We start from the raw sequence: 17225 nt of genomic DNA, 5'->3' as shown, positions 1-17225 counted from the left end.
ATGATTATTGGAGCCGCAGCCTTTGCGCCGGCCGCCATGGCTCAAGATGTTCGCCTGCCGGGCGAGCGCTACGCCCCGGTGGAGCGCGTGGGCCCGGACCTCGATCGTCTCACGACGGGCAGCGTCGGGCAGCGGGTGCCCTCGAGCGATCAGATCCGCGGGCCCGCTTACGACGCGCGGACCGGAACCGTGCGGCCCGGGAATCCCTCGCCCTCCGTCCGCTGAACGCGGGCGTCGACTTCGGCCCAGCGATGATCCGGGTCGGCTCGATCGTCCGGATCACCGGACCCACTCAGAAAAGGAACAGAGCACACACATGACCATGCGCAACGTCGCCCTCTCCGCCCTTCTCGCCCTCGGCCTCGCCGCGCCGGCCACCGCGGCTCTCGCCTACGATTTCCGCGCTCCGGCCGAGCACTTCCTGTCGGTCACACCCGATGACGACCTGACCACGGGCTCCATCGGCGGCGCCTACGGCGCCCCGCGCTCCGGCTGGTGCGCGCCGAGCTCCGCCAGCGAGGGCAACGCCAACCAGCAGACGCGGCCGGTGATGCAGTACGGCCAGACCTCCGGCGGGAACCGCTGTTGAGCGGCGCGCGGGAGGGACAGGACATGGCCCTGAAGGTTTTCTCCTACGGGATGATCGGTGTCTTCGCCTGCGGGCTGGTGATGACGATCGTGGGCTCCGCCAGCGTGCTGATGGGCGTCTAGCGGACGGACCCGCAAGGGGACGCGGCGTCCCGTGCGGCCTGAACCTGATCGATCTGAAGCGGCGAGGCGAGAGCCTCGCCGTTTTCCGTTCAGCACGATCCTTGGGCAAGACCCTCGGACAAGTCCCATGGTCCGGCTCGGGGCGCCGCCCGCGCGATCGTCGCTCCGACCGGCTCGGACTATCGCCGATCGGGGAGCGACGCGAGGTCATCGATGCGGACAGGAGCGCTTGGAGCCTTCGGCGCAGGGCAGAAATGCTCCTTCGCATGATGAGCGCGCGCCCCGCATAGGAAACGTTCCATTAAGGCGGTCAATCGTATCCGTAATTCATCAGCGCGATGGGGTGATCGGTGCGTAGAAGCTTACGTTTTGCAGCTGTGGCAGTCGGGTTGTGCTCGCTCTGGGCTGCCACGGGCGCCCAGGCGGAAGAGCGCGTCTTGCGCCTCGGCTATCTCTTCTCGCAGAACTCTCAGCTCGGCGCCGGCGCTGAGCGGTTCGCGAGCGACGTCGCCAAGCGGACGGGCGGCTCCTACCGGGTCGAGGTCTACCCGAACGGGGTGGTGGGCGGCGAGGTCGAGATGGCCGAGGAGCTGCGCCTCGGCCATCTCGACATGGCCTTCATCACCAGCGCGCCCTTCGCTAGCCTCGTCCCGGAATTCGGCGTCTTCGACATCCCCTTCCTGTTCCGGGATGCGCGACACGCGCACGCGGTGTTCGACGGGGCGATCGGGCAGGAATACCTCAGGAAGTTCCAGGCCAAGGGCCTCGTCGCCCTCGCCTGGGGCGAGAACGGCATGCGGCACATCACGAACTCGAAGCGGCCGGTCATGGGTCCGGACGACCTGAAGGGTCTGTCGATGCGGGTGCCGCAATCCGACGTCATGCTGGCGGGCTTCCGGGCCTTCGGCGTGAAGGCGGAGCCGCTGGGCTTCCCGGCGCTGTTCGGCGCCCTGCAATCCGGCCAGTTCGACGGCCAGGAAAACCCGATCGCGGTGATCACCGCCTCACATTTCGAGAAGGTGCAGAAGCACTTGACGCTGAGCGGCCACGTCTATTCCTGGGCGGCGCTGATCGTCTCGAAGTCCGCCTGGGATGGCCTCAGCCCGTCCGAGCGCGCGGTCTTCGTCGAGGCGGCCCGGGCCGGTGGCCAGGTCTCCCGCGAGGTCGCGGGGCGGGCCGAGCGGGAGGGGGTGGACGAGCTGCGCAAGGCCGGCATGAACGTGGTCGCGTCCGTCGACCGCGCGGCCTTCGAGCGGAGCCTGCAGAACACGACGGCCGAGTTCAGCAAGAAGTTCGGCCCGGAGATCATCCAGCAGATCAAGTCCGTCCAGTAGGCGCGTGAGGCTCTTCCCGATGTCCCTCCTTCATCTCGACCGGCTCTCGGTCGCGCAGCGGATCCTCGCCGGCTTCGGCGTGGTCCTCTTCCTCCTCGTCGCGTCCGCCCTCGTGACCTTCCGCAGCGTCAGTGCCCTCGACGTCGATCTCGCCAACGCCAATGCGCGCGTCCAGGCCTCGGAAAGCGCCAGCGCGTTCGAGCGGCTTCTCAACGAGGCCCGCCGCCTCTCCCTGAACTACCTCCGCACGGAGCGGGGCGAGATGCTGGCCGAGTTCAAGACCGCCCTCGGCACCCTCGTGTCGGAGGGTGAGCGGATCGGCCGTGCGGGCGATGCGCAATCGGAGGCGATCCGGCGCGCGGCGCAGGATTACGGCGCGCGCGCGAGCCTCCTGATCACGGCGATCCAGAAGCGCAAGGCGGCCACCGCCGACGTCGCGAAGTACGGCGCGATGCTGGCGAATGCCGGCTACGCGATGGCCGAGCATGCCGCGAAGGACGTGGATCTCGGCTTCAGTGCCTTCCGGGCCGACCGCGCCCTGCAGAGCAGCGTGACCGCGACCGAGCGCTTCCGCGCCAGCAACAACCCGGCGGATGCCAACACGGCGGGCGTCGAGTTCGCGCGCTACGGCCGCGAGCTCGCGGCCCTCGCGCAGATCGATCGGGACGGATCGCTTCGCGCCTCGCTCAAGGTCGTGTCGGCCAAGCTCCCGCTGTTCAAGGCTGCGGTCGACGGCATCCTGAACGGCGCGGGCGAGATCGATGCGGCCTACCAGCAGGTGCGCCAGACGGGGGACACCCTGAGCGCGCTCGCGAGCGAGGTCCGGGCGGCCTCCACCCGGCAGCAGCAGCAGATCATGTCCGCGATGGGCGAGGATGCCGGCCATCTGCGCACCCTCGTGCTCGGCATCGGCGCGCTGGCGCTGGTGATCGGCGGAACCCTGGCCTGGCGCGTCGGCCGCGGCGTCGCGCATCCGGTCACGGCGATGACGGGCGCGATGCAGCGCCTCGCGGCGGGCGACTACACGGTGGATGTCCCGGGCTCGGGACGCCGGGACGAACTCGGCGCGATGGCCCGCGCCGTCGACGTCTTCAAGGACGCGCTGATCGCCAAGCAGGCGGCCGACGCGGCGGCCGTGCAGGAGGCCGACTCCAAGATGCGGCGGGCGAACCTCCTCGACCAGCTCACCCGGACGTTCGAGGCCAACGTCTCGATGCTGACGCAGGGCCTGGCCGGGGCGGCGACCGAGATGGAGGCGACCGCCCGCGCCATGACGGGAACCGCCGATCAGACCGCCCGGCAATCCGTCACCGCGATGTCGGCGGCCGCGCAGACCTCCGCGAACGTCCAGACCGTGGCGGCGGCCAGCGAGCAGATGTCGGCCTCGATCCAGGAAATCACCCTGCAGGCCGGCCAGTCGGCCCGGATCGCCCATCAGGCGGCCGACGAGGCGCGTCGAACCGATGCGCTGGTCCGGCAGCTCGCGGCGGGCGCCGAGCGCATCGACACCATCGTGGCGATGATCAACAAGATCGCGGGACAGACGAATCTGCTCGCGCTCAACGCCACCATCGAGGCGGCGCGCGCCGGCGAGGCGGGACGCGGATTCGCCGTGGTGGCGAACGAGGTGAAGGACCTCGCCGGCCAGACGACGCGCGCGACGGACGAGATCGCCGCGCAGATCGGCGCGATCCAGCAGGCGACGCACCAGTCCGTCGACGCGATCCGGGGCATCGGCACGACCATCGCGGAGATGGCCGCCGTCTCCACCGCGATCGCGGCCGCCATGGAGCAGCAGGGCGCCGCAACCCAGGAGATCGCCCGGAACGTGCAGGAGGCCGCCGGCGGCACCGAGCGGGTGACCGGGAGCATCGCGGATGTGCGGCAGGGCGCGGGCTCGACGGGGGCGGCCGCCGCGCAGGTGCTCGGCGCCGCTCAGGAGCTGGCCCGGCACTCCGAGAGCCTCACGCACGAGGTCGGCAGCTTCCTCACGGGGGTGAAGGCCGCCTGAGGCGGGCGGGCGCGCCGCGGGATCAGCTCGGGGTCGCCACCGGCCCGCGCTCGTCCGCGGCGCGGCGGAGCGGCGGCATCGGCTCCCAGTTCGGAGCCGGCTGCCGCGGCTGGGCGGGCCCGAGCGGCGGATTGCCCGCGCCGCCGAGCTGCAGGTAGGTCGGATCGAACTCGGCGAAGGCCCTCAGGCGGGCCACGTCCGGCACGCTGAGGACGGGCCGGTTCAGCTCGATCAGCGCGCTGCTGCGGAGCGACTGCAGGATGCGGTTCACGTGGACGAACGAGATCCCGATCGCTTCCGCAAGGTCCACCTGCGAGAGCTTCAACTCGAAGCTGCTCTCCCCCGCGAGACCCATCGCCCGCAGACGCACCAGCAGCTCGCACAGGAGATGCGCCATCCGCTTCTCCGCCGGGCGGCTGTCGTTGACGAGCCATTCGCGCGCGGTGCTCAGCTCCGCGAGCGCGAGGCGCCACAGGGCGCGGGCGATCCCCGGATGCTCGGCGGCAAGGCCCGTCAGGGCGCTGCGCGGGAGGCTGGCGACCGTGCAGGGCGTGAGGGCGCGCAGGGGCAGCCCCCGCAGGCCGGTCTCGAGCGCCTGGATGTCGCAAAGGTCGCCCGGGAGCGCCAGGGAGACGATCCGGCGGTTCCCGTTGAGATGCAGCTTGTAGCGGCCCGCGATCCCACTCAGCACCAGGGCTAAACGATCCGTCTCGCCGGGCGGCGCGATGTTCTCGCGCGGGGCGAACAGCTGTGGTTCGCTCGGAAGATGCTCGAGGGCCGAGCGCTCCCTCTCCGAGAGCAGCGTCGTATACTGAAGCCTGAGGACGAAGGCGGTGCTCACGCGGGTCGGTCCCTACGGGGAAACTCACTGTACAGCAAAATCCATATAGAGTGGTAGCCTCAGAATCAATGCATCCACAAATCGTCACGGAGTATTGATCATCGGGCCGGCTTCGGGGTCGGCCGCCCACCGGCGCCGGCGAGGGCTGGAAACCCGGTGATGCGGACGAATGGGTGACCTCCAGCCAATCGGCGCTAGTATCACCGCCCGTCCTCGAAGGGTTGCGGCATGCCTGAAACGCCTATCGTCTCCGTCCCGATCGACAAGCCCGACCTCGCCCCGGAATGGGAGGAGGCTGCCCGCCTCGCAGCACACAACCTTGGCTTGAGCGGAGCCATTCCCGAACTGAGCCCGGAGCATTGGCAGATCGTGCTCGCCAGCGTCGAGGCTCGGATGCGCCTGCGCGGCACGGCACCGCCGCCGGGCTGGCGCCGGGTCCTTGCCCGCCAGTCCGGTCGGCTCGACCCGGAGGAGCGCTCCGGCGCGCGGGTCGCGGCCCTCAAGGCCAAGCGGGAGGAGATCGCCGCCGAGGTCGCGCGCGAACTCGGATTCGGGGAACTCAGGGCGCTCAGCCTCGCGGATCGCGCGCTGGTCGACCGGCAGGCTGACGAGACCATCGCGGGATGCGCCTCTGACGCGCCTGAGGCGACCGATTGCTCCGACGCAAATCGGACCATGCGGCGCCTGCTCGTGGAGCATCGGGCGCTCCTGGAATTGAAGACCGACGAGGCCAACACGCGGCTCGCCGAGGAGGGCGAGGTCTTCGCGCCGGAGGACGATGCGTAGGCTGCGGGCACCCAAGCCGGCATCCGCCCGTCAGGTCAGCGGCAAGCCGTGCTGGCGATAGGGGCGGGCCGCATCGGCTCCCTCCGGATAGACGATCGGAATCGGCCGCGGGCCGCGCCCGTGCACCAGAATGGCGTCGGTGACGAACAGCAGGGCCAAGAGGCCGAGAACGCGACGTGACATGGCTTCCGCTCCATCTGGAGCGGACCCTGCGTCCGGGGCCGACGCCGCGCTGTGATGCGGATCACGATGGTCCTGGCCGCGCCGGGGCCGGCTCCACCGCCCTAGTCGCAACTGAGCCCGCGGGCGCCACGGGACTGTGCAGCGGCGAGCGTTCCTGGCGGGTCACCGGCGCAATGCCGCAAAACAGTCAAGGTTGCGTCAGGAACGGTTCATTTGCAGGGGCGCAGCTTCTTCTTGCCCGGACGGTCGAGGCCGTTGCCGGACATCTGAGGAGGTCATGTCATGATGCACGTGAAGGTGCTCGGGATGGCTGCGGTGCTTGCCGGCAGCCTTGGTGTCTCGACGGTCGCGCAGGCGGCCCCGCTGCCGGCGGCCCCGCTCGCCGGGTCGGGCGGGGAGGCCCTGGTCCAGACGGTCGATTGGGCCTGCGGGCCCGGCGCCCACCTCAACCCCTGGGGCCGCTGCCGTCCGAACTGGGGCCCGCGCCCCTATTGGCGCCGCCCCGTGGTCTATGGCGGCTACGGCTACTATCGCCCGCGGCCCTATTATCGGCCCTACGGCTTCTACGGACCCCGGGCGTTCTACTGAGCGGCCGGCCTCTCCGGCGATCGCGGGGGGCTGCGCGTCGCGCAGCCCATCCCGCCTCGCAAGCTCCGCCGCGTGCCGGCGCGAGACATCCACAGCGCAGACCTGACGAAGAACGATCATGACGAAGTTCGAATTCCATCTCTCGGGACACACCTTCAAGATCCTGGTGAACGGCCTCGAGCAGCAATTCGGCGCGGCGACGAACGTGGTCGACCTCGACTATGTCAGCCTGCGCCACGCGGAATACACGCTCTCCTACGCGACCGACCATGGCGACACGGTCCTGGCGCTCCTCGACGTCGCCCCGTCCTGGCGGATCCCCGAGCCGCTGCGTGCCTGCCACCGCGCCTGAACCCCGTCCGCCCTCTCGGCGACACGGTGGGGCGCTGTCCGCGGCCGGTCAGGCGAGGAGTTCGGCATGCTGAGCAGACGGGGTTTCGCCCTCACGATCCTGGGCGCGGTCGAGGCCTGGCACGCGTCCGCGCAGGCCGCGGACACGTCGGAGGCGCTCCGGCGCCATTTCGCCGAGATCGAGGGCCGGAGCGCGAGTCGGCTCGGTGTCGCCGTCCTCGACCGCCGGACCGGTCTCCGAGCCGGGCATCGCGCCGACGAGCGCTTCCCGCTCTGCAGCACGTTCAAGCTCCTGGCGGCCGCGGCCGTCCTCGCGCGGGTCGATGCCGGCCGCGAGAGCCTCGAGCGACGCGTCGTCTTCTCCGCCGCCGACCTCGTCCCGTACTCGCCGGCCACGGAACGCCGCGTCGGCGCCGACGGGATGCCGCTGGATGAGATCTGCGCCGCCGCGATCACGCTGAGCGACAACACCGCCGGCAACCTGATGCTCGGTGCCATCGACGGGCCGGCGGGCCTCACCGCCTATCTCCGCAGCCTCGGGGATCCGGTGACCCGCCTCGACCGCACCGAGCCGGACCTCAACGAGGCGCGCCCGGGCGATCCCCGCGACACCACCTCGCCGGCGGCGATGCTCGACACCCTGCAGCGGCTTCTGCTCGGCCCGGCCCTGTCCGCGGCGTCCCGGGCGCGGCTCGTCGGCTGGCTGCGGGACAACGAGACGGGGGAGACGCGCCTGCGCGCCCGCCTGCCGCGAGACTGGCGCGTCGGCGACAAGACCGGCACCGGTGAGAACGGCACCGCCAACGACGTCGGCATCCTCTCGCCGCCGGGCGGCGACATCCTGGTGGCGGCCTATCTCACCGAATCCACCGCCCCGAGCCAGGCCCGTAATGCCACCATCGCGGAGGTTGGCCAGGCTCTCCTCGTCCTGCGCTGAGCCGAAGCCGGCGCCTCATGGAACCGGGTGGCCGTGCCTCAGACCGCCGGGCCGGGCGTGATCGCCTCGTCGAGCATCGCCTGGACCACCGAGGGGGTCATCACCGCGCTGGCCTTCTCGGCGAGCAGGGCGGCGAGCGCACGCGCATTGGCCTCGGAGCCGTCCCGCAAGCGGATCAGCACGATCTGATCCCCGCCCTGGCGGACGCTGACGCCGAACTCACCCTCCGCGATGACCTCCGCGGCGAAGGTCTGTTCCAGGCCATGAAGGCCGGTGACGCCGAAGCTCATGCGCGTTCTCCCCGGTTCCGTGCCGCCTCGCCGGCCCCAGTGCCGGTCGGCACCGGGCGCGGCCGGTCGGCGGGACCGCGTCGGCAAGGTTTCCGCGGCACCGAAGGTTCCAGCGCGTCAGCCGGCGCCGTAGCCGCCCTTGCGGTTGGTGGGCGCAGGGTCGCGCTGGCCCTTCTCGTAGCCGCCGCTCTCCGGACCCGCGCCACTCTCGGGCCCCGCGCCCTTCCCGGGGGCCGGCGGCGGGGAATGCGGGCCGGGCTCGGCCGCCCCGGTCTGCCGCCCGGGCGGGTGGGGCGTGGATGCGGGTCCGGCCGGTGGGCGCGGCCTGTCGGGCTCGCGGGTCATCGGGTCTCTCCTGGGCTTCCTCCGGGGCGCGTCTCCTGACGATCCTCGCCGGGGAGAAGGCGCGAGCCGGGGACAGGGTTCCGGCGGAGGCCCGGCCCCGTCCAGGCGCGGCGCTGGTGAGCCTTTTCGGCTCCGCGCCCTATCTGCAGAGAACTGATTGTCTCAGCAAGAGGAGCCAAGATGGCCAACGACAGCGGCATTCGCGACCGGGCCGAGACCCGTGCGGCCAAGCAGCAGGAGCGCAGCATCGCGGGCGCGGCCGCCTGGGCCGACCACGAGGCCACGCAGAACGCCATCGAGGCCAGAACCCAGCGCCTGCGCGCCGAGCGCCTCGCCCGCGAGTCGACCGGGACGTCGAAGGGCAGGTCGAGCGGGAAGGCGAAGGCGTAGCGCCCCGGTTCGCCGGCGGCCGCCCGGCCCCGTCATGCGAGCGTCATACTCCCGCCTAAGGGTGCGCGCCTCGACGCTCAGGGGGCCGTAGCACCATGGATTTCCACCGCCGCTTCACCGTGCTGATCAGCGCGCCCAACTTCGATCCGGACGATCTCGAGGGGGTACGGGTCCAGCAGATCGTGGCGGCGGTGGAGGGGCGCGGCTTCGAGGTGGTGCGGGCGCGCCGGGTCGAGGACGCGGCGATCGCGGTGCAGACCGACGCCGCCATCGGCTGCATGGTGGTGGATTGGGGCAAGCGCGGCCTCGACGGCAAGGCGGCGGCGCTCATCAACATGATGCGCAAGCGCGGCCTCGAGATGCCGATCGTCATCATGGTCCGGCGCAAGCGCCTCGAGGACATCCCGGTCGAGCTCCTCGACTTCATCGACGGCTACATCTTCCTCGCCGAGGAAACCCCCGAATTCATCGCCCGCGGCCTCGTCTCCCGCGTGACCCAGTACGCCGAGACCCTGAAGACGCCCTTCTTCGGGGCGCTCGTCGACTACGCCGAGAAGGGCAACCAGCTCTGGACCTGCCCGGGCCATAACGGCGGCATCTTCTACAACCGCTCGCCGATCGGGCGGATCTTCGTCGAGCATCTCGGTGAGGCGGTGTTCCGGGACGACCTCGACAACTCGGTGCTCGATCTCGGCGACCTCCTGACCCACGAGGGGCCGGCCCTGAAGGCCCAGAAGGAGGCGGCCCAGATCTTCGGGGCGGAGAAGACCTACTTCGTCCTCAACGGCACCTCCGCGTCGAACAAGATCGTGCTCTCGGCCCTGGTGGCCGAGGGCGACCTCGTCCTGTTCGACCGCAACAACCACAAGGCCGCCCATCACGGCGCGCTCTTCCTCGGCGGCGGCATCCCGGTCTTCCTCGAGACCGACCGAAACCCCTACGGGCTGATCGGGCCGATCTACAGCGAGGCGCTCGACGAGACCGCGATCCGCGAGAAGATCCGCCGCAACCCCCTCGTCACCGACAAGGAGGCCTGGCGCCGCGAGCGGCCCTTCCGCGTCGCCGTCATCGAGCAATGCACCTATGACGGCACGATCTACGACGCCCAGATGATCCTGAGGAAGATCGGGCATCTCTGCGACTACATCCTGTTCGACGAGGCCTGGGCGGGCTTCATGAAGTTCCACCCGCTCTTCGCCGGCCGCTTCGCCATGGGGCTGAGGGGGCTCGACGAGACCTCGCCGGGGATCGTCGCCACCCAGTCCACCCACAAGCAGCTCGCGAGCTTCAGCCAGGCCTCGCAGATCCACACCAAGGACAGCCACATCCGCGGGCAGACCCGGCGCGTCGAGCACCGGCGGCTCAACGAGAGCTTCCTCGTCCATGCCTCGACCTCGCCCTTCTACCCACTCTTCGCCTCCCTCGACGTCGGCGCCCAGATGATGAAGGGGCGCTCCGGCATGATCCTGTGGGACGACACGATCCGGCTCGGCATCGAGTGGCGCAAGAAGGTGCGGGCGATCCGGCGCGAGTTCGAGGAGCGCGACGACCCCGTCCAGCGCTGGTTCTTCGATCCCTTCGTGCCGGACGTGGTGACGGGGCCGGAGGGCGGCGAGGTCCCGTGGGAGAGCGTCTCGACGGACGAGCTCGCGAGCGATCCGCGCTACTGGGAGCTGGCGCCGGGGGCGGCCTGGCACGGCTTCACCCACGTGGCGCCGGGCTACGCCATGACGGACCCGAACAAGCTGACGGTGCTGACCCCCGGCTTCGACCGGCGCACGGGCGACTACGCCGAGCACGGCGTGCCCGCCCCGATCGTCGCGCAGTACCTGCGCGAGAACCGGATCGTGGCGGAGAAGAACGACCTCAACTCGCTCCTCTTCCTGCTGACGCCCGGCGTCGAATCCTCCAAGGCCGGCACGCTGATCTCGGGCCTCGTCGCCTTCAAGCGGCTGCACGACGACAACGCGCCCCTCGAGGAGGCGATGCCGGAATTCGTCCGGCGCCGCCCGAACCGCTACCGGGGCGTGCGCCTGCGCGACCTCTGCGCCGATCTCCACGCCTTCCACCGGGAGGCCGGCACCTCGGCCCTCCAGCGCAGGCAGTTCGAGCCGGGGCACCTGCCCGAGATGGTGATGCCGCCCAAGGACGCGGCCCAGATGCTGACCCGCAACAAGGTCGATTACGTGCCGATCGCCGAGGCCGAGGGCCGTGTGGCGACGACCTTGCTTCTGGTCTACCCGCCCGGGATCGGCACGGTGCTGCCCGGCGAGCGGCTGGACGAGCGGGCCAAACCCATGCTGGATTACTTCAAGATGTTCGAGCGCTCCGCCAACCTGTTCCCGGGCTTCGAGGCCGAGATCCAGGGCGTCTACCGCGAGGTCGACCCGGACGGACGCATCCGCTTCCACACCTACGTCCTGCGCGAGGGCGCCTGATGGACGGGGGCTCGATCGCGGCGGTGCCCCCCGCGGCCGCCTGTCCCGACATCGTGATCCGCCCGTCCTCCGACGCCGACGTCCCGGCCATGATGGCGATCTACGCTCACCATATCGGGCGCGGCATCGGCGATGTCGGCGATTACGAGGAGGACCGCCTGCTGCCCGACGAGCTGAAGCAGCGGCGCAAGAGCATGCGGAAGAAGCGCCTGCCCCACCTCGTCGCCGACCGGGGCGGGACGGTGGCGGCCTACGCCTACGCGGTGCCGTTCCGCAAGCGGCCGGCTTACCGCTACACCCTCAAGCACTCGATCTACGTGCATCCCGGGCACCTGCATGCCGGGATCGGCCGCAAGCTCCTGCCGGCCCTGATCGAGGCCTGCGCGGCCGGCGGATACCGCCAGATGATCGGCTACATCGACGCCGAGAACGAGGCTTCGCTGCGCCTGCACGAGGCCTGCGGGTTCGCCCGGGTCGGCATGCTGCCCTCCGTCGCCTACAAGTTCGGGCGCTGGTGCGACAGCGTCATGGTCCAGTGCGCCCTCGGCACCGGCTCCTCCGACCAGCCGGCCACCTGGCGCCGCCCGATCGAGGCGGTGGTCGCCGGGCACGATTGGACGGAGGGGTGACGCGGCAAGCGGGTTGAGGCGGCGCGGGGGCCGCGCTCAGCGCGACCATTCCCAGCCGCGCGTCTTGGGCGGGAGCGGATTGAGGGATTGCTGGCCCACCGCCTCGAACGGGATCGCCGCGATCGTGCGCACCTCGGTCTCCGGCGGACGGGTCGCGGCCGGGGCCGGGGCGGGCTGCGCGGAGGCCGCCTGCGTCGCGACCGCATGCGTCGCGGCTGCCTGCGGGGTCGCGACCTGAGTGGAAACGAGCTGGGCGGGCGCGACCTGGGCGGGCGCGACCTGGGCGATGGGAGCCGGGACCGGCGTCGTCGGCGCCCGCACGATCGCCGGCGGGGCGGTCTCGGCGGGGTGCGGGGCCGCGCGCTCGACATAGACCGGCACCGGCCGCTCCACGTAGACGACCCGGACGCGCTCGGCCCGGCGCGCGGCGTGCCGGCTCGCCCGCTGGCGATGCGAAACCTGGCGGACATCGCGCCGGAAGGCCGACTCGGTGACGCAGATGCCGCGGGAGGGCCTGTAGAACTTGCCGGGCCGGCAATGCGCCGCCTCCGCCGCCTGGATCCCCGCGAGGCAGCCCAGCGCCGCTGCCGCCACCGCCATCCCCAATGTTCTCATGGAGCACTCCAACGCACGCGTGACGCATCGAACAATCGTCACGATCAAGAACCATGATCATTCCTGTGAAATCTTGAGTATTGATTTGTGTCGATATCAAGACGAGCGGGAACGGTCAGTTCCGTACAAAGGTCTTCATAACAAATGTTGTCAGGCGGAAATCGGAGACTTGGTCTCGTCTCAGGCCGCGTCTTCCCAGCTGCTGCCGCTCCAGAGCCGGACCGTGACGGTGGCGAGCCCGTCCGCGATCACGATGCGGTTGTAGGCGTTCGGCTCGTTGCCGCGCAGGCGCGTCGAGGTGGCCGATCCCGCCTGCACGGCCAGCAGCCGTCCCCGGCCGCCCTGCATCTGGCCGCGGTCGACCGCGACGCGCTCCGGCCCGTCGCCGTCCGCCTCGGCGAAGCGCGCGTAGTGCCGGTGCAGGTGGCCCGCGAGCGTCAGCCCGACGCCGGCCCGGCGGAAGGCCGCCAGCGCCTTGTCGGCGCGGCCGACGAGGCGGGCCTCCTCGTCCCAGGGCGGCGGCATGAAGGGATGGTGGCCGACCACGATCTTGAACAGGTGCGGCGGCATCGCCCGGAGGCGGGCTGCGGCGCTCGCGATCTGCCAGCGGCGGATCTTGCCCTGCGACCAGTCGCGCTCGGGCGCCCAGGTCCGCACCGTGTTGAGGCAGACGACGCCGATCTCCGCGTCCTGGAAGGTCGGCTCGGTCTCGGGCGCGATGTAGCGCCGGTAGCGCGCGAAGGGCCGGAGGAACCGCTGCGCCAGGTGGAAGGGCGAGATGTCGTGGTTCCCCGGCACCGCGATCCAGGGCTTGGGCAGCCGCGTCAGGAAATGCCGGGCCTCGCCGTACTCGACGCGGCGCCCCGCCATGGTGAAGTCGCCGGACGCGATGATGAGGTCCGGCGGGTCCGCGTTCAGGTCCCGGACGAGGCCCTCCACCACGGCCGGGTCGGTGCGGCCGAAATGCAGGTCCGAGATCTGGGCGATGCGCCGCATGGCGGTCCTTCCTGCGCCGCTCCGGCGGGCGGCGGGCTCGACCATAACGGCGCGGCCGCGCTTCCGGATGCGTCGGTCTCCGGGGCGTGATCGGGCCCGGATACCGCCTCCGTCAGCCGCGCCCCTCGGGGAAGCTCCGGGCGAACCAGTCCCGCAGCACGGCGCGCTCGTAGTAGAGCGGCCCGCTGGAGAAGCGCGGGTTGCTGGTCAGCAGGAAATTGATGTCCGTGACGATGTCCTCGCCCTGCGCCAGCACGCGCCGGCCGCGCCGCAGCGTGTAGGCGAGGCGGATACGCGGCGGGGTCGCGTCGCGCACCACCCGCAGGCCCGTCGGCAGGATTGCGCCCGGCTGCTCGAAGCCCGCGAGGTCGATGTCGAGGATGCTGAGGTCCAGGGTTTCCGAGGGCAGGAGGCGGCGTCGCCCGAGATCCTGGAGGATGCGCGTCATCTCGGCGAGCGTCGCCCGCAGGGACTGGCCGGACCCGAAGCGGTTCTCGGCGTCGGTGAAGCGCTCCGGTGCCACGTAGCGGACGTTCACCTGGGGGCCGCCGGCCCCGGGCTCGCCCGCCCGGCGGGCGCCCTCCTGCGCGGCGGCCGGTCCCGCCAGGGCGACCGCGAGGGCGCAGAGCCCCAGCGTCCGGCGCCCCGGGGCCGGCCTTCGCCTCATTGCTTGGCGCGGTTGACCAGGGCGAGGAGCGCCCGGGCGACGGGCTCCGAGACGTTGCGGCGGTACTTGCGGTGGACGAGCTGCCCGTTGTGGTAGACGTCGTGCTCCACGTAGAGCTTCTCGCCGTCCCAGCGGACGATGTTGTCCGTCTCCGTGGTCTCCTGAACGCCCAGGTCATCGCGCAGGATCGCGCTGCTGCCGGTTTGGGTGAGCATGTGACTGTCCTCGCCTGCGACGGAGCGATCGTTGCGTTCGATCGCGCTTGCCGCACCATAGGCACGCCGCGTGGGCCGCGCCAGAGCGCAGGCCCGACTTCGCGGCCCTTCGCAGGGCCTCCGGCCGCATCACTGCACGGTGACCTGATCCCTGATCCGCTCGTAGGTGGCGCGGCTGAGGACACGCTTGCTGAGGAGCTGGTCCACCGAGTTGTAGGGCCGGCGCTGGATGATGGCGCGCCCGATCGCGCCGCCGCCGCGCAGGCGGTTGAGATCGGCGAGCGAGCCGGTGTTGAGGTCGACCAGGGAGACGGCCCGCGGGTTCGCCCCCTCCGCCACCGCTTCGCCGGCCTCGCCCCCGGTGACGGCGGTATCGGGCGCGGGCGGCGGGGCCGCGGGCGGGGGCGGGGCCGTGCGAGGCGGCGGGGCGATCCGGGCCATGTCGCCGGGCTGCATCTCGGGGACCGGCGCCGGGGCCGGCACCGGCACTGGCGCCGGATTGGGCACCGGTGCCGGAGCGGTCTCGGCCATCGGGGGAGGGGCGGGCGCGGGGGGCCGGGCCGCAGCGGGGGGCGGCTCGACGCGCCGCACCTCGCCGCGGCCCGGATCGGTCGGCATCGGCCGCGCCGGCGCGGTGCCGCGCGGCGCGGGCGTGCTCTCGCCCCCCGATTGGGGCCGGTAGAATTGCACCAGTGCGGCGAGGCTGCCGGCCGCGATGAGCAGCAACGAAACCCGCAAGACTGCTGAGCCGCTGAGCATCGCGCCTCCCTGATGTTCGAGATTTTCTGATTAGTTAACATAAGCATAATCAGATCGTCCGCAAACCGGCCCGACGTTTTGCCTGTGCGTGGGTGCCGGTCCGGCCGTGGCTGCGGCAGCAGGTCCGAGGCGCCGGGATCGACGCGAGGCCCGGCCGGCGCCATGGTCGGCGCCGATGCTGTCCCCCGCGATCAGAGCCTGGTTCCGCGAGCGCGCCGGCACGCTGCGCTACCTCCCGGCCCTGTTCCGGCAGGTCCACGCCGCGAGCCCGCGCCTGTTCGCCGCGAGCCTCGCCCTGCGGCTGGTGCGCGCCTGCCTGCCGGTGCTGATGCTCTACCTCGCCAAGCTCATCCTCGACGCGATCGTGGCCGAGCACGCCCGCCCCCGGGTCACGCCGGTCGGCCCGGAGGCGTGGCTCGCCGACCCGCATCTCGCGCGCCTCGCCGGCCTCGTCTGCCTCGAACTCGGGCTCGCGATCCTGACCGACCTCCTCGGACGGCTCGGCACCCTGGTGGACGGTCTCATCGCCGACCTCTACGGCAACGCCGCGACCCTCCGGCTGATGCGCCACGCGGCGGCCCTCGACCTCGCCCAGTTCGAGGACAGCGCCCAGCAGGACCGGCTGGAGCGCGCCCGGCGGCAGGTCACGGGCCGGGCCAACCTGATCGCGCAGGTCTTCGGGCTCGGGCAGAACCTCGTCACCCTGGCGTCCTTCGCGGTCGGGCTCCTCACCTTCACGCCCTGGCTGATCCTGCTGCTCGCCGCCGCCCTGGTTCCGGCCTTCCTGAACGAGATGTACTTCAACCGGCAGGGCTACCGGCTGGCCTGGACGCGCACGCCCGAGCGGCGCCAGATCGACTACCTGCGCTACCTCGGCGCCAGCGTGGAGGCGGCCAAGGAGGTCAAGCTCTTCGGCCTCAACGGCTACCTGACCGAGCGCTTCGGCGCCCTCGCGCAGAAGCTCTTTGCCGACAACCGCAGCCTGATGATCCGCCGGGCGGCCTGGGGCGGCACCTTCGCGGCCCTCGGGACCCTGGCCTATTACGTCGCTTACGCGGCCATCGTCTGGCGAACGGTGGCGGGGCAGTTCTCGATCGGCGACCTCGCCTTCCTGGCCGGCTCGTTCCAGCGCCTGCGCGGCCTGATCGAGGACATGCTCCTCGGGGTCTCCGTCGTCGCCTCGCAGGCGCAGTATCTCGAGGACCTGTTCTCGTTCTTCGAGGTCCGGCCCCTGATCCGCTCCCCCGACGATCCGGCGCCGATGCCGGTGCCGATCCGGGAGGGCCTCGTCTTCCAGGACGTCGGCTTCCGCTATCCGGGGGCCCGCGGCTGGGCCCTGCGCCATCTCAGCTTCACCCTGCGGGCCGGCGAGGTGCTGGCCCTCGTCGGCGAGAACGGGGCGGGCAAGACCACCCTCGTCAAGCTGATGACGCGGCTCTACGACCCCATCGAGGGCCGCATCCTCCTCGACGGCCGGCCGCTCGCCGCCTACGACCTCGAGGCCCTGCGGGCCCGCATCGGGGTCATCTTCCAGGATTTCGTGCGCTTCGACCTGACGGCCTCGGAGAACGTCGCGGTGGGCCGCATTGACGCGCGGGGGGATGCGGGCCGGATCGCCGAGGCGGCCGGGCGCAGCCTCGCCGACGCCGTGATCCGGCGCCTGCCCCGCGGCTACGACCAGCCCCTCGGCAAGCGCTTCGAGGACGGCGTCGACCTCTCGGGGGGCGAGTGGCAGAAGATCGCCATCGCCCGCGCCTACATGCGGGAGGCCGACATCCTGATCCTCGACGAGCCGACCGCCGCCCTCGATGCGCGCGCCGAGTACGAGGTGTTCCAGCGCTTCCGCGACCTCACCCGGAGCCGCTCGGCGGTGCTGATCTCGCACCGCTTCTCCACCGTGCGCATGGCCGACCGCATCCTCGTGCTGGAGCACGGCCGGGTGATCGAGTCCGGCACCCACGCGGAGCTGCAGGCCCTCGGCCGGCGCTACGCCGAGCTGTTCGAGCTCCAGGCCGCGGGATACCGCTGATCCGGCCTGAACTTTGCCCAGGTCCGGCGGCATCCTATCTGCCGTGGGCCCGGCCGGGGCGCCGGATCGCTGCCCGGAGCCGCCCCGGGCCGGATCATCCAGGAGATTCC

Annotated in this window: 21 protein-coding genes; 12 read left to right on the top strand and 9 right to left on the bottom strand. The window is 71.3% G+C overall.

The window, feature by feature from the left end:
* Positions 1–36: 36 nt before the first annotated feature.
* The 4 genes from F6X51_RS18925 (at position 37) to F6X51_RS18910 (ending at position 4056) form a co-directional block, all read left to right on the top strand.
* On the top strand, positions 37–225 hold the full coding sequence (locus F6X51_RS18925; RefSeq protein WP_150965232.1) for a hypothetical protein: 189 nt from the start codon (positions 37–39) through the stop codon (positions 223–225).
* Between the two features lie 91 nt (positions 226–316).
* Complete coding sequence (locus F6X51_RS18920) at positions 317–589, top strand: hypothetical protein (RefSeq protein ID WP_150965231.1); 273 nt, start codon at positions 317–319, stop codon at positions 587–589.
* Positions 590–1148: 559 nt separating this feature from the next.
* Positions 1149–2045 (top strand): DctP family TRAP transporter solute-binding subunit, encoded by an 897-nt coding sequence (dctP, locus tag F6X51_RS18915; RefSeq protein WP_246696889.1) that lies wholly within the window; start codon positions 1149–1151, stop codon positions 2043–2045.
* Positions 2046–2064: 19 nt separating this feature from the next.
* Complete coding sequence (locus F6X51_RS18910; protein ID WP_150965229.1) at positions 2065–4056, top strand: methyl-accepting chemotaxis protein; 1992 nt, start codon at positions 2065–2067, stop codon at positions 4054–4056.
* A gap of 22 nt (positions 4057–4078) precedes the next feature.
* Here the strand turns inward: F6X51_RS18910 and F6X51_RS18905 are convergent, their stop codons facing one another.
* A complete protein-coding gene (locus tag F6X51_RS18905) occupies positions 4079–4897 on the bottom strand; it encodes a Crp/Fnr family transcriptional regulator (protein ID WP_150965228.1) in 819 nt (272 codons plus the stop codon).
* Positions 4898–5125: 228 nt separating this feature from the next.
* Here F6X51_RS18905 and F6X51_RS28690 point away from each other — a divergent pair, with 228 nt between their 5' ends.
* Positions 5126–5683 (top strand): hypothetical protein, encoded by a 558-nt coding sequence (locus F6X51_RS28690; protein WP_246696888.1) that lies wholly within the window; start codon positions 5126–5128, stop codon positions 5681–5683.
* 30 nt (positions 5684–5713) lie between these two features.
* On the opposite strand, the gene F6X51_RS28025 is transcribed toward F6X51_RS28690, so the two are convergent.
* Positions 5714–5866, bottom strand: coding sequence for a hypothetical protein (locus F6X51_RS28025; RefSeq protein WP_191970172.1), 153 nt, complete (start codon positions 5864–5866; stop codon positions 5714–5716).
* 282 nt (positions 5867–6148) lie between these two features.
* On the opposite strand from F6X51_RS28025, the gene F6X51_RS18890 reads away from it, so the two are divergent.
* From F6X51_RS18890 to bla, 3 genes are all read left to right on the top strand, one after another.
* Complete coding sequence (locus F6X51_RS18890; protein ID WP_150965227.1) at positions 6149–6454, top strand: GCG_CRPN prefix-to-repeats domain-containing protein; 306 nt, start codon at positions 6149–6151, stop codon at positions 6452–6454.
* Positions 6455–6572: 118 nt separating this feature from the next.
* The gene (locus tag F6X51_RS18885; protein WP_150965226.1) at positions 6573–6806 is read left to right on the top strand and encodes a hypothetical protein; all 234 of its coding nucleotides are present in this window, start codon (positions 6573–6575) and stop codon (positions 6804–6806) included.
* A gap of 66 nt (positions 6807–6872) precedes the next feature.
* Positions 6873–7742, top strand: coding sequence for a class A beta-lactamase (bla, locus tag F6X51_RS18880; RefSeq protein ID WP_150965225.1), 870 nt, complete (start codon positions 6873–6875; stop codon positions 7740–7742).
* A gap of 38 nt (positions 7743–7780) precedes the next feature.
* Here bla and F6X51_RS18875 read toward each other — a convergent pair whose 3' ends face one another.
* Together F6X51_RS18875 and F6X51_RS18870 are read right to left on the bottom strand one after the other, a co-directional pair.
* Positions 7781–8032, bottom strand: coding sequence for a hypothetical protein (locus F6X51_RS18875; RefSeq protein ID WP_150965224.1), 252 nt, complete (start codon positions 8030–8032; stop codon positions 7781–7783).
* Between the two features lie 117 nt (positions 8033–8149).
* Positions 8150–8377, bottom strand: coding sequence for a hypothetical protein (locus F6X51_RS18870; protein ID WP_150965223.1), 228 nt, complete (start codon positions 8375–8377; stop codon positions 8150–8152).
* Between the two features lie 180 nt (positions 8378–8557).
* On the opposite strand from F6X51_RS18870, the gene F6X51_RS18865 reads away from it, so the two are divergent.
* The 3 genes from F6X51_RS18865 (at position 8558) to F6X51_RS18855 (ending at position 11834) form a co-directional block, all read left to right on the top strand.
* Complete coding sequence (locus tag F6X51_RS18865; RefSeq protein WP_150965222.1) at positions 8558–8767, top strand: hypothetical protein; 210 nt, start codon at positions 8558–8560, stop codon at positions 8765–8767.
* 95 nt (positions 8768–8862) lie between these two features.
* Positions 8863–11205 (top strand): Orn/Lys/Arg family decarboxylase, encoded by a 2343-nt coding sequence (locus tag F6X51_RS18860; protein WP_150965221.1) that lies wholly within the window; start codon positions 8863–8865, stop codon positions 11203–11205.
* Entirely contained in the window at positions 11205–11834 is a 630-nt protein-coding gene (locus F6X51_RS18855; RefSeq protein WP_150965220.1) for a GNAT family N-acetyltransferase, read from the top strand. The genes F6X51_RS18860 and F6X51_RS18855 overlap by 1 nt, the downstream gene beginning before the upstream one ends.
* A 36-nt stretch (positions 11835–11870) precedes the next feature.
* Here the strand turns inward: F6X51_RS18855 and F6X51_RS18850 are convergent, their stop codons facing one another.
* The 5 genes from F6X51_RS18850 to F6X51_RS18830 all read right to left on the bottom strand — a co-directional run bounded on the left by F6X51_RS18850 (position 11871) and on the right by F6X51_RS18830 (position 15086).
* On the bottom strand, positions 11871–12449 hold the full coding sequence (locus F6X51_RS18850; protein ID WP_150965219.1) for a hypothetical protein: 579 nt from the start codon (positions 12447–12449) through the stop codon (positions 11871–11873).
* A 180-nt stretch (positions 12450–12629) separates the two neighbouring features.
* Positions 12630–13445 carry a metallophosphoesterase family protein gene (locus F6X51_RS18845; RefSeq protein WP_150965218.1) on the bottom strand — a complete coding sequence of 272 codons (816 nt, stop codon included), beginning with the start codon at positions 13443–13445 and terminating at the stop codon, positions 12630–12632.
* A 112-nt stretch (positions 13446–13557) separates the two neighbouring features.
* Positions 13558–14112, bottom strand: a complete 555-nt coding sequence (locus F6X51_RS18840) for a DUF3016 domain-containing protein (RefSeq protein ID WP_150965217.1) — start codon at positions 14110–14112, stop codon at positions 13558–13560.
* A complete protein-coding gene (locus tag F6X51_RS18835; protein ID WP_150965216.1) occupies positions 14109–14327 on the bottom strand; it encodes a hypothetical protein in 219 nt (72 codons plus the stop codon). The genes F6X51_RS18840 and F6X51_RS18835 overlap by 4 nt, the downstream gene beginning before the upstream one ends.
* 129 nt (positions 14328–14456) lie before the next feature.
* Positions 14457–15086 (bottom strand): helix-hairpin-helix domain-containing protein, encoded by a 630-nt coding sequence (locus F6X51_RS18830; RefSeq protein WP_150965215.1) that lies wholly within the window; start codon positions 15084–15086, stop codon positions 14457–14459.
* A gap of 175 nt (positions 15087–15261) precedes the next feature.
* Here F6X51_RS18830 and F6X51_RS18825 point away from each other — a divergent pair, with 175 nt between their 5' ends.
* Positions 15262–17115, top strand: a complete 1854-nt coding sequence (locus F6X51_RS18825; RefSeq protein ID WP_150965214.1) for an ABC transporter ATP-binding protein — start codon at positions 15262–15264, stop codon at positions 17113–17115.
* Positions 17116–17225 lie beyond the last annotated feature (110 nt).

The sequence above is a fragment of the Methylobacterium planeticum genome, assembly GCF_008806345.1.
GTDB classification, from domain to species: Bacteria; Pseudomonadota; Alphaproteobacteria; order Rhizobiales; family Beijerinckiaceae; genus Methylobacterium; species Methylobacterium planeticum.
The sequence above is the reverse complement of the archived record's forward strand: the minus strand, read 5'-3'. Positions and strand labels throughout refer to the sequence as shown.

Bases quoted from the DNA above. Each gene is read 5' to 3' on its own strand.
- F6X51_RS18875 (WP_150965224.1), bottom strand. From the start codon at position 8,032: ATGAGCTTCGGCGTCACCGGCCTTCATGGCCTGGAACAGACCTTCGCC.
- F6X51_RS18860 (WP_150965221.1), top strand. From the start codon at position 8,863: ATGGATTTCCACCGCCGCTTCACCGTGCTGATCAGCGCGCCCAACTTC.
- F6X51_RS18850 (WP_150965219.1), bottom strand. From the start codon at position 12,449: ATGAGAACATTGGGGATGGCGGTGGCGGCAGCGGCGCTGGGCTGCCTC.
- F6X51_RS18910 (WP_150965229.1), top strand. From the start codon at position 2,065: ATGTCCCTCCTTCATCTCGACCGGCTCTCGGTCGCGCAGCGGATCCTC.
- F6X51_RS18920 (WP_150965231.1), top strand. From the start codon at position 317: ATGACCATGCGCAACGTCGCCCTCTCCGCCCTTCTCGCCCTCGGCCTC.
- F6X51_RS18840 (WP_150965217.1), bottom strand. From the start codon at position 14,112: ATGAGGCGAAGGCCGGCCCCGGGGCGCCGGACGCTGGGGCTCTGCGCC.
- F6X51_RS18825 (WP_150965214.1), top strand. From the start codon at position 15,262: ATGCTGTCCCCCGCGATCAGAGCCTGGTTCCGCGAGCGCGCCGGCACG.
- F6X51_RS18885 (WP_150965226.1), top strand. From the start codon at position 6,573: ATGACGAAGTTCGAATTCCATCTCTCGGGACACACCTTCAAGATCCTG.
- F6X51_RS18870 (WP_150965223.1), bottom strand. From the start codon at position 8,377: ATGACCCGCGAGCCCGACAGGCCGCGCCCACCGGCCGGACCCGCATCC.
- F6X51_RS18845 (WP_150965218.1), bottom strand. From the start codon at position 13,445: ATGCGGCGCATCGCCCAGATCTCGGACCTGCATTTCGGCCGCACCGAC.
- bla (WP_150965225.1), top strand. From the start codon at position 6,873: ATGCTGAGCAGACGGGGTTTCGCCCTCACGATCCTGGGCGCGGTCGAG.
- F6X51_RS18855 (WP_150965220.1), top strand. From the start codon at position 11,205: ATGGACGGGGGCTCGATCGCGGCGGTGCCCCCCGCGGCCGCCTGTCCC.
- F6X51_RS28025 (WP_191970172.1), bottom strand. From the start codon at position 5,866: ATGTCACGTCGCGTTCTCGGCCTCTTGGCCCTGCTGTTCGTCACCGAC.
- F6X51_RS18865 (WP_150965222.1), top strand. From the start codon at position 8,558: ATGGCCAACGACAGCGGCATTCGCGACCGGGCCGAGACCCGTGCGGCC.
- F6X51_RS28690 (WP_246696888.1), top strand. From the start codon at position 5,126: ATGCCTGAAACGCCTATCGTCTCCGTCCCGATCGACAAGCCCGACCTC.
- F6X51_RS18830 (WP_150965215.1), bottom strand. From the start codon at position 15,086: ATGCTCAGCGGCTCAGCAGTCTTGCGGGTTTCGTTGCTGCTCATCGCG.
- F6X51_RS18835 (WP_150965216.1), bottom strand. From the start codon at position 14,327: ATGCTCACCCAAACCGGCAGCAGCGCGATCCTGCGCGATGACCTGGGC.
- F6X51_RS18925 (WP_150965232.1), top strand. From the start codon at position 37: ATGGCTCAAGATGTTCGCCTGCCGGGCGAGCGCTACGCCCCGGTGGAG.
- F6X51_RS18890 (WP_150965227.1), top strand. From the start codon at position 6,149: ATGATGCACGTGAAGGTGCTCGGGATGGCTGCGGTGCTTGCCGGCAGC.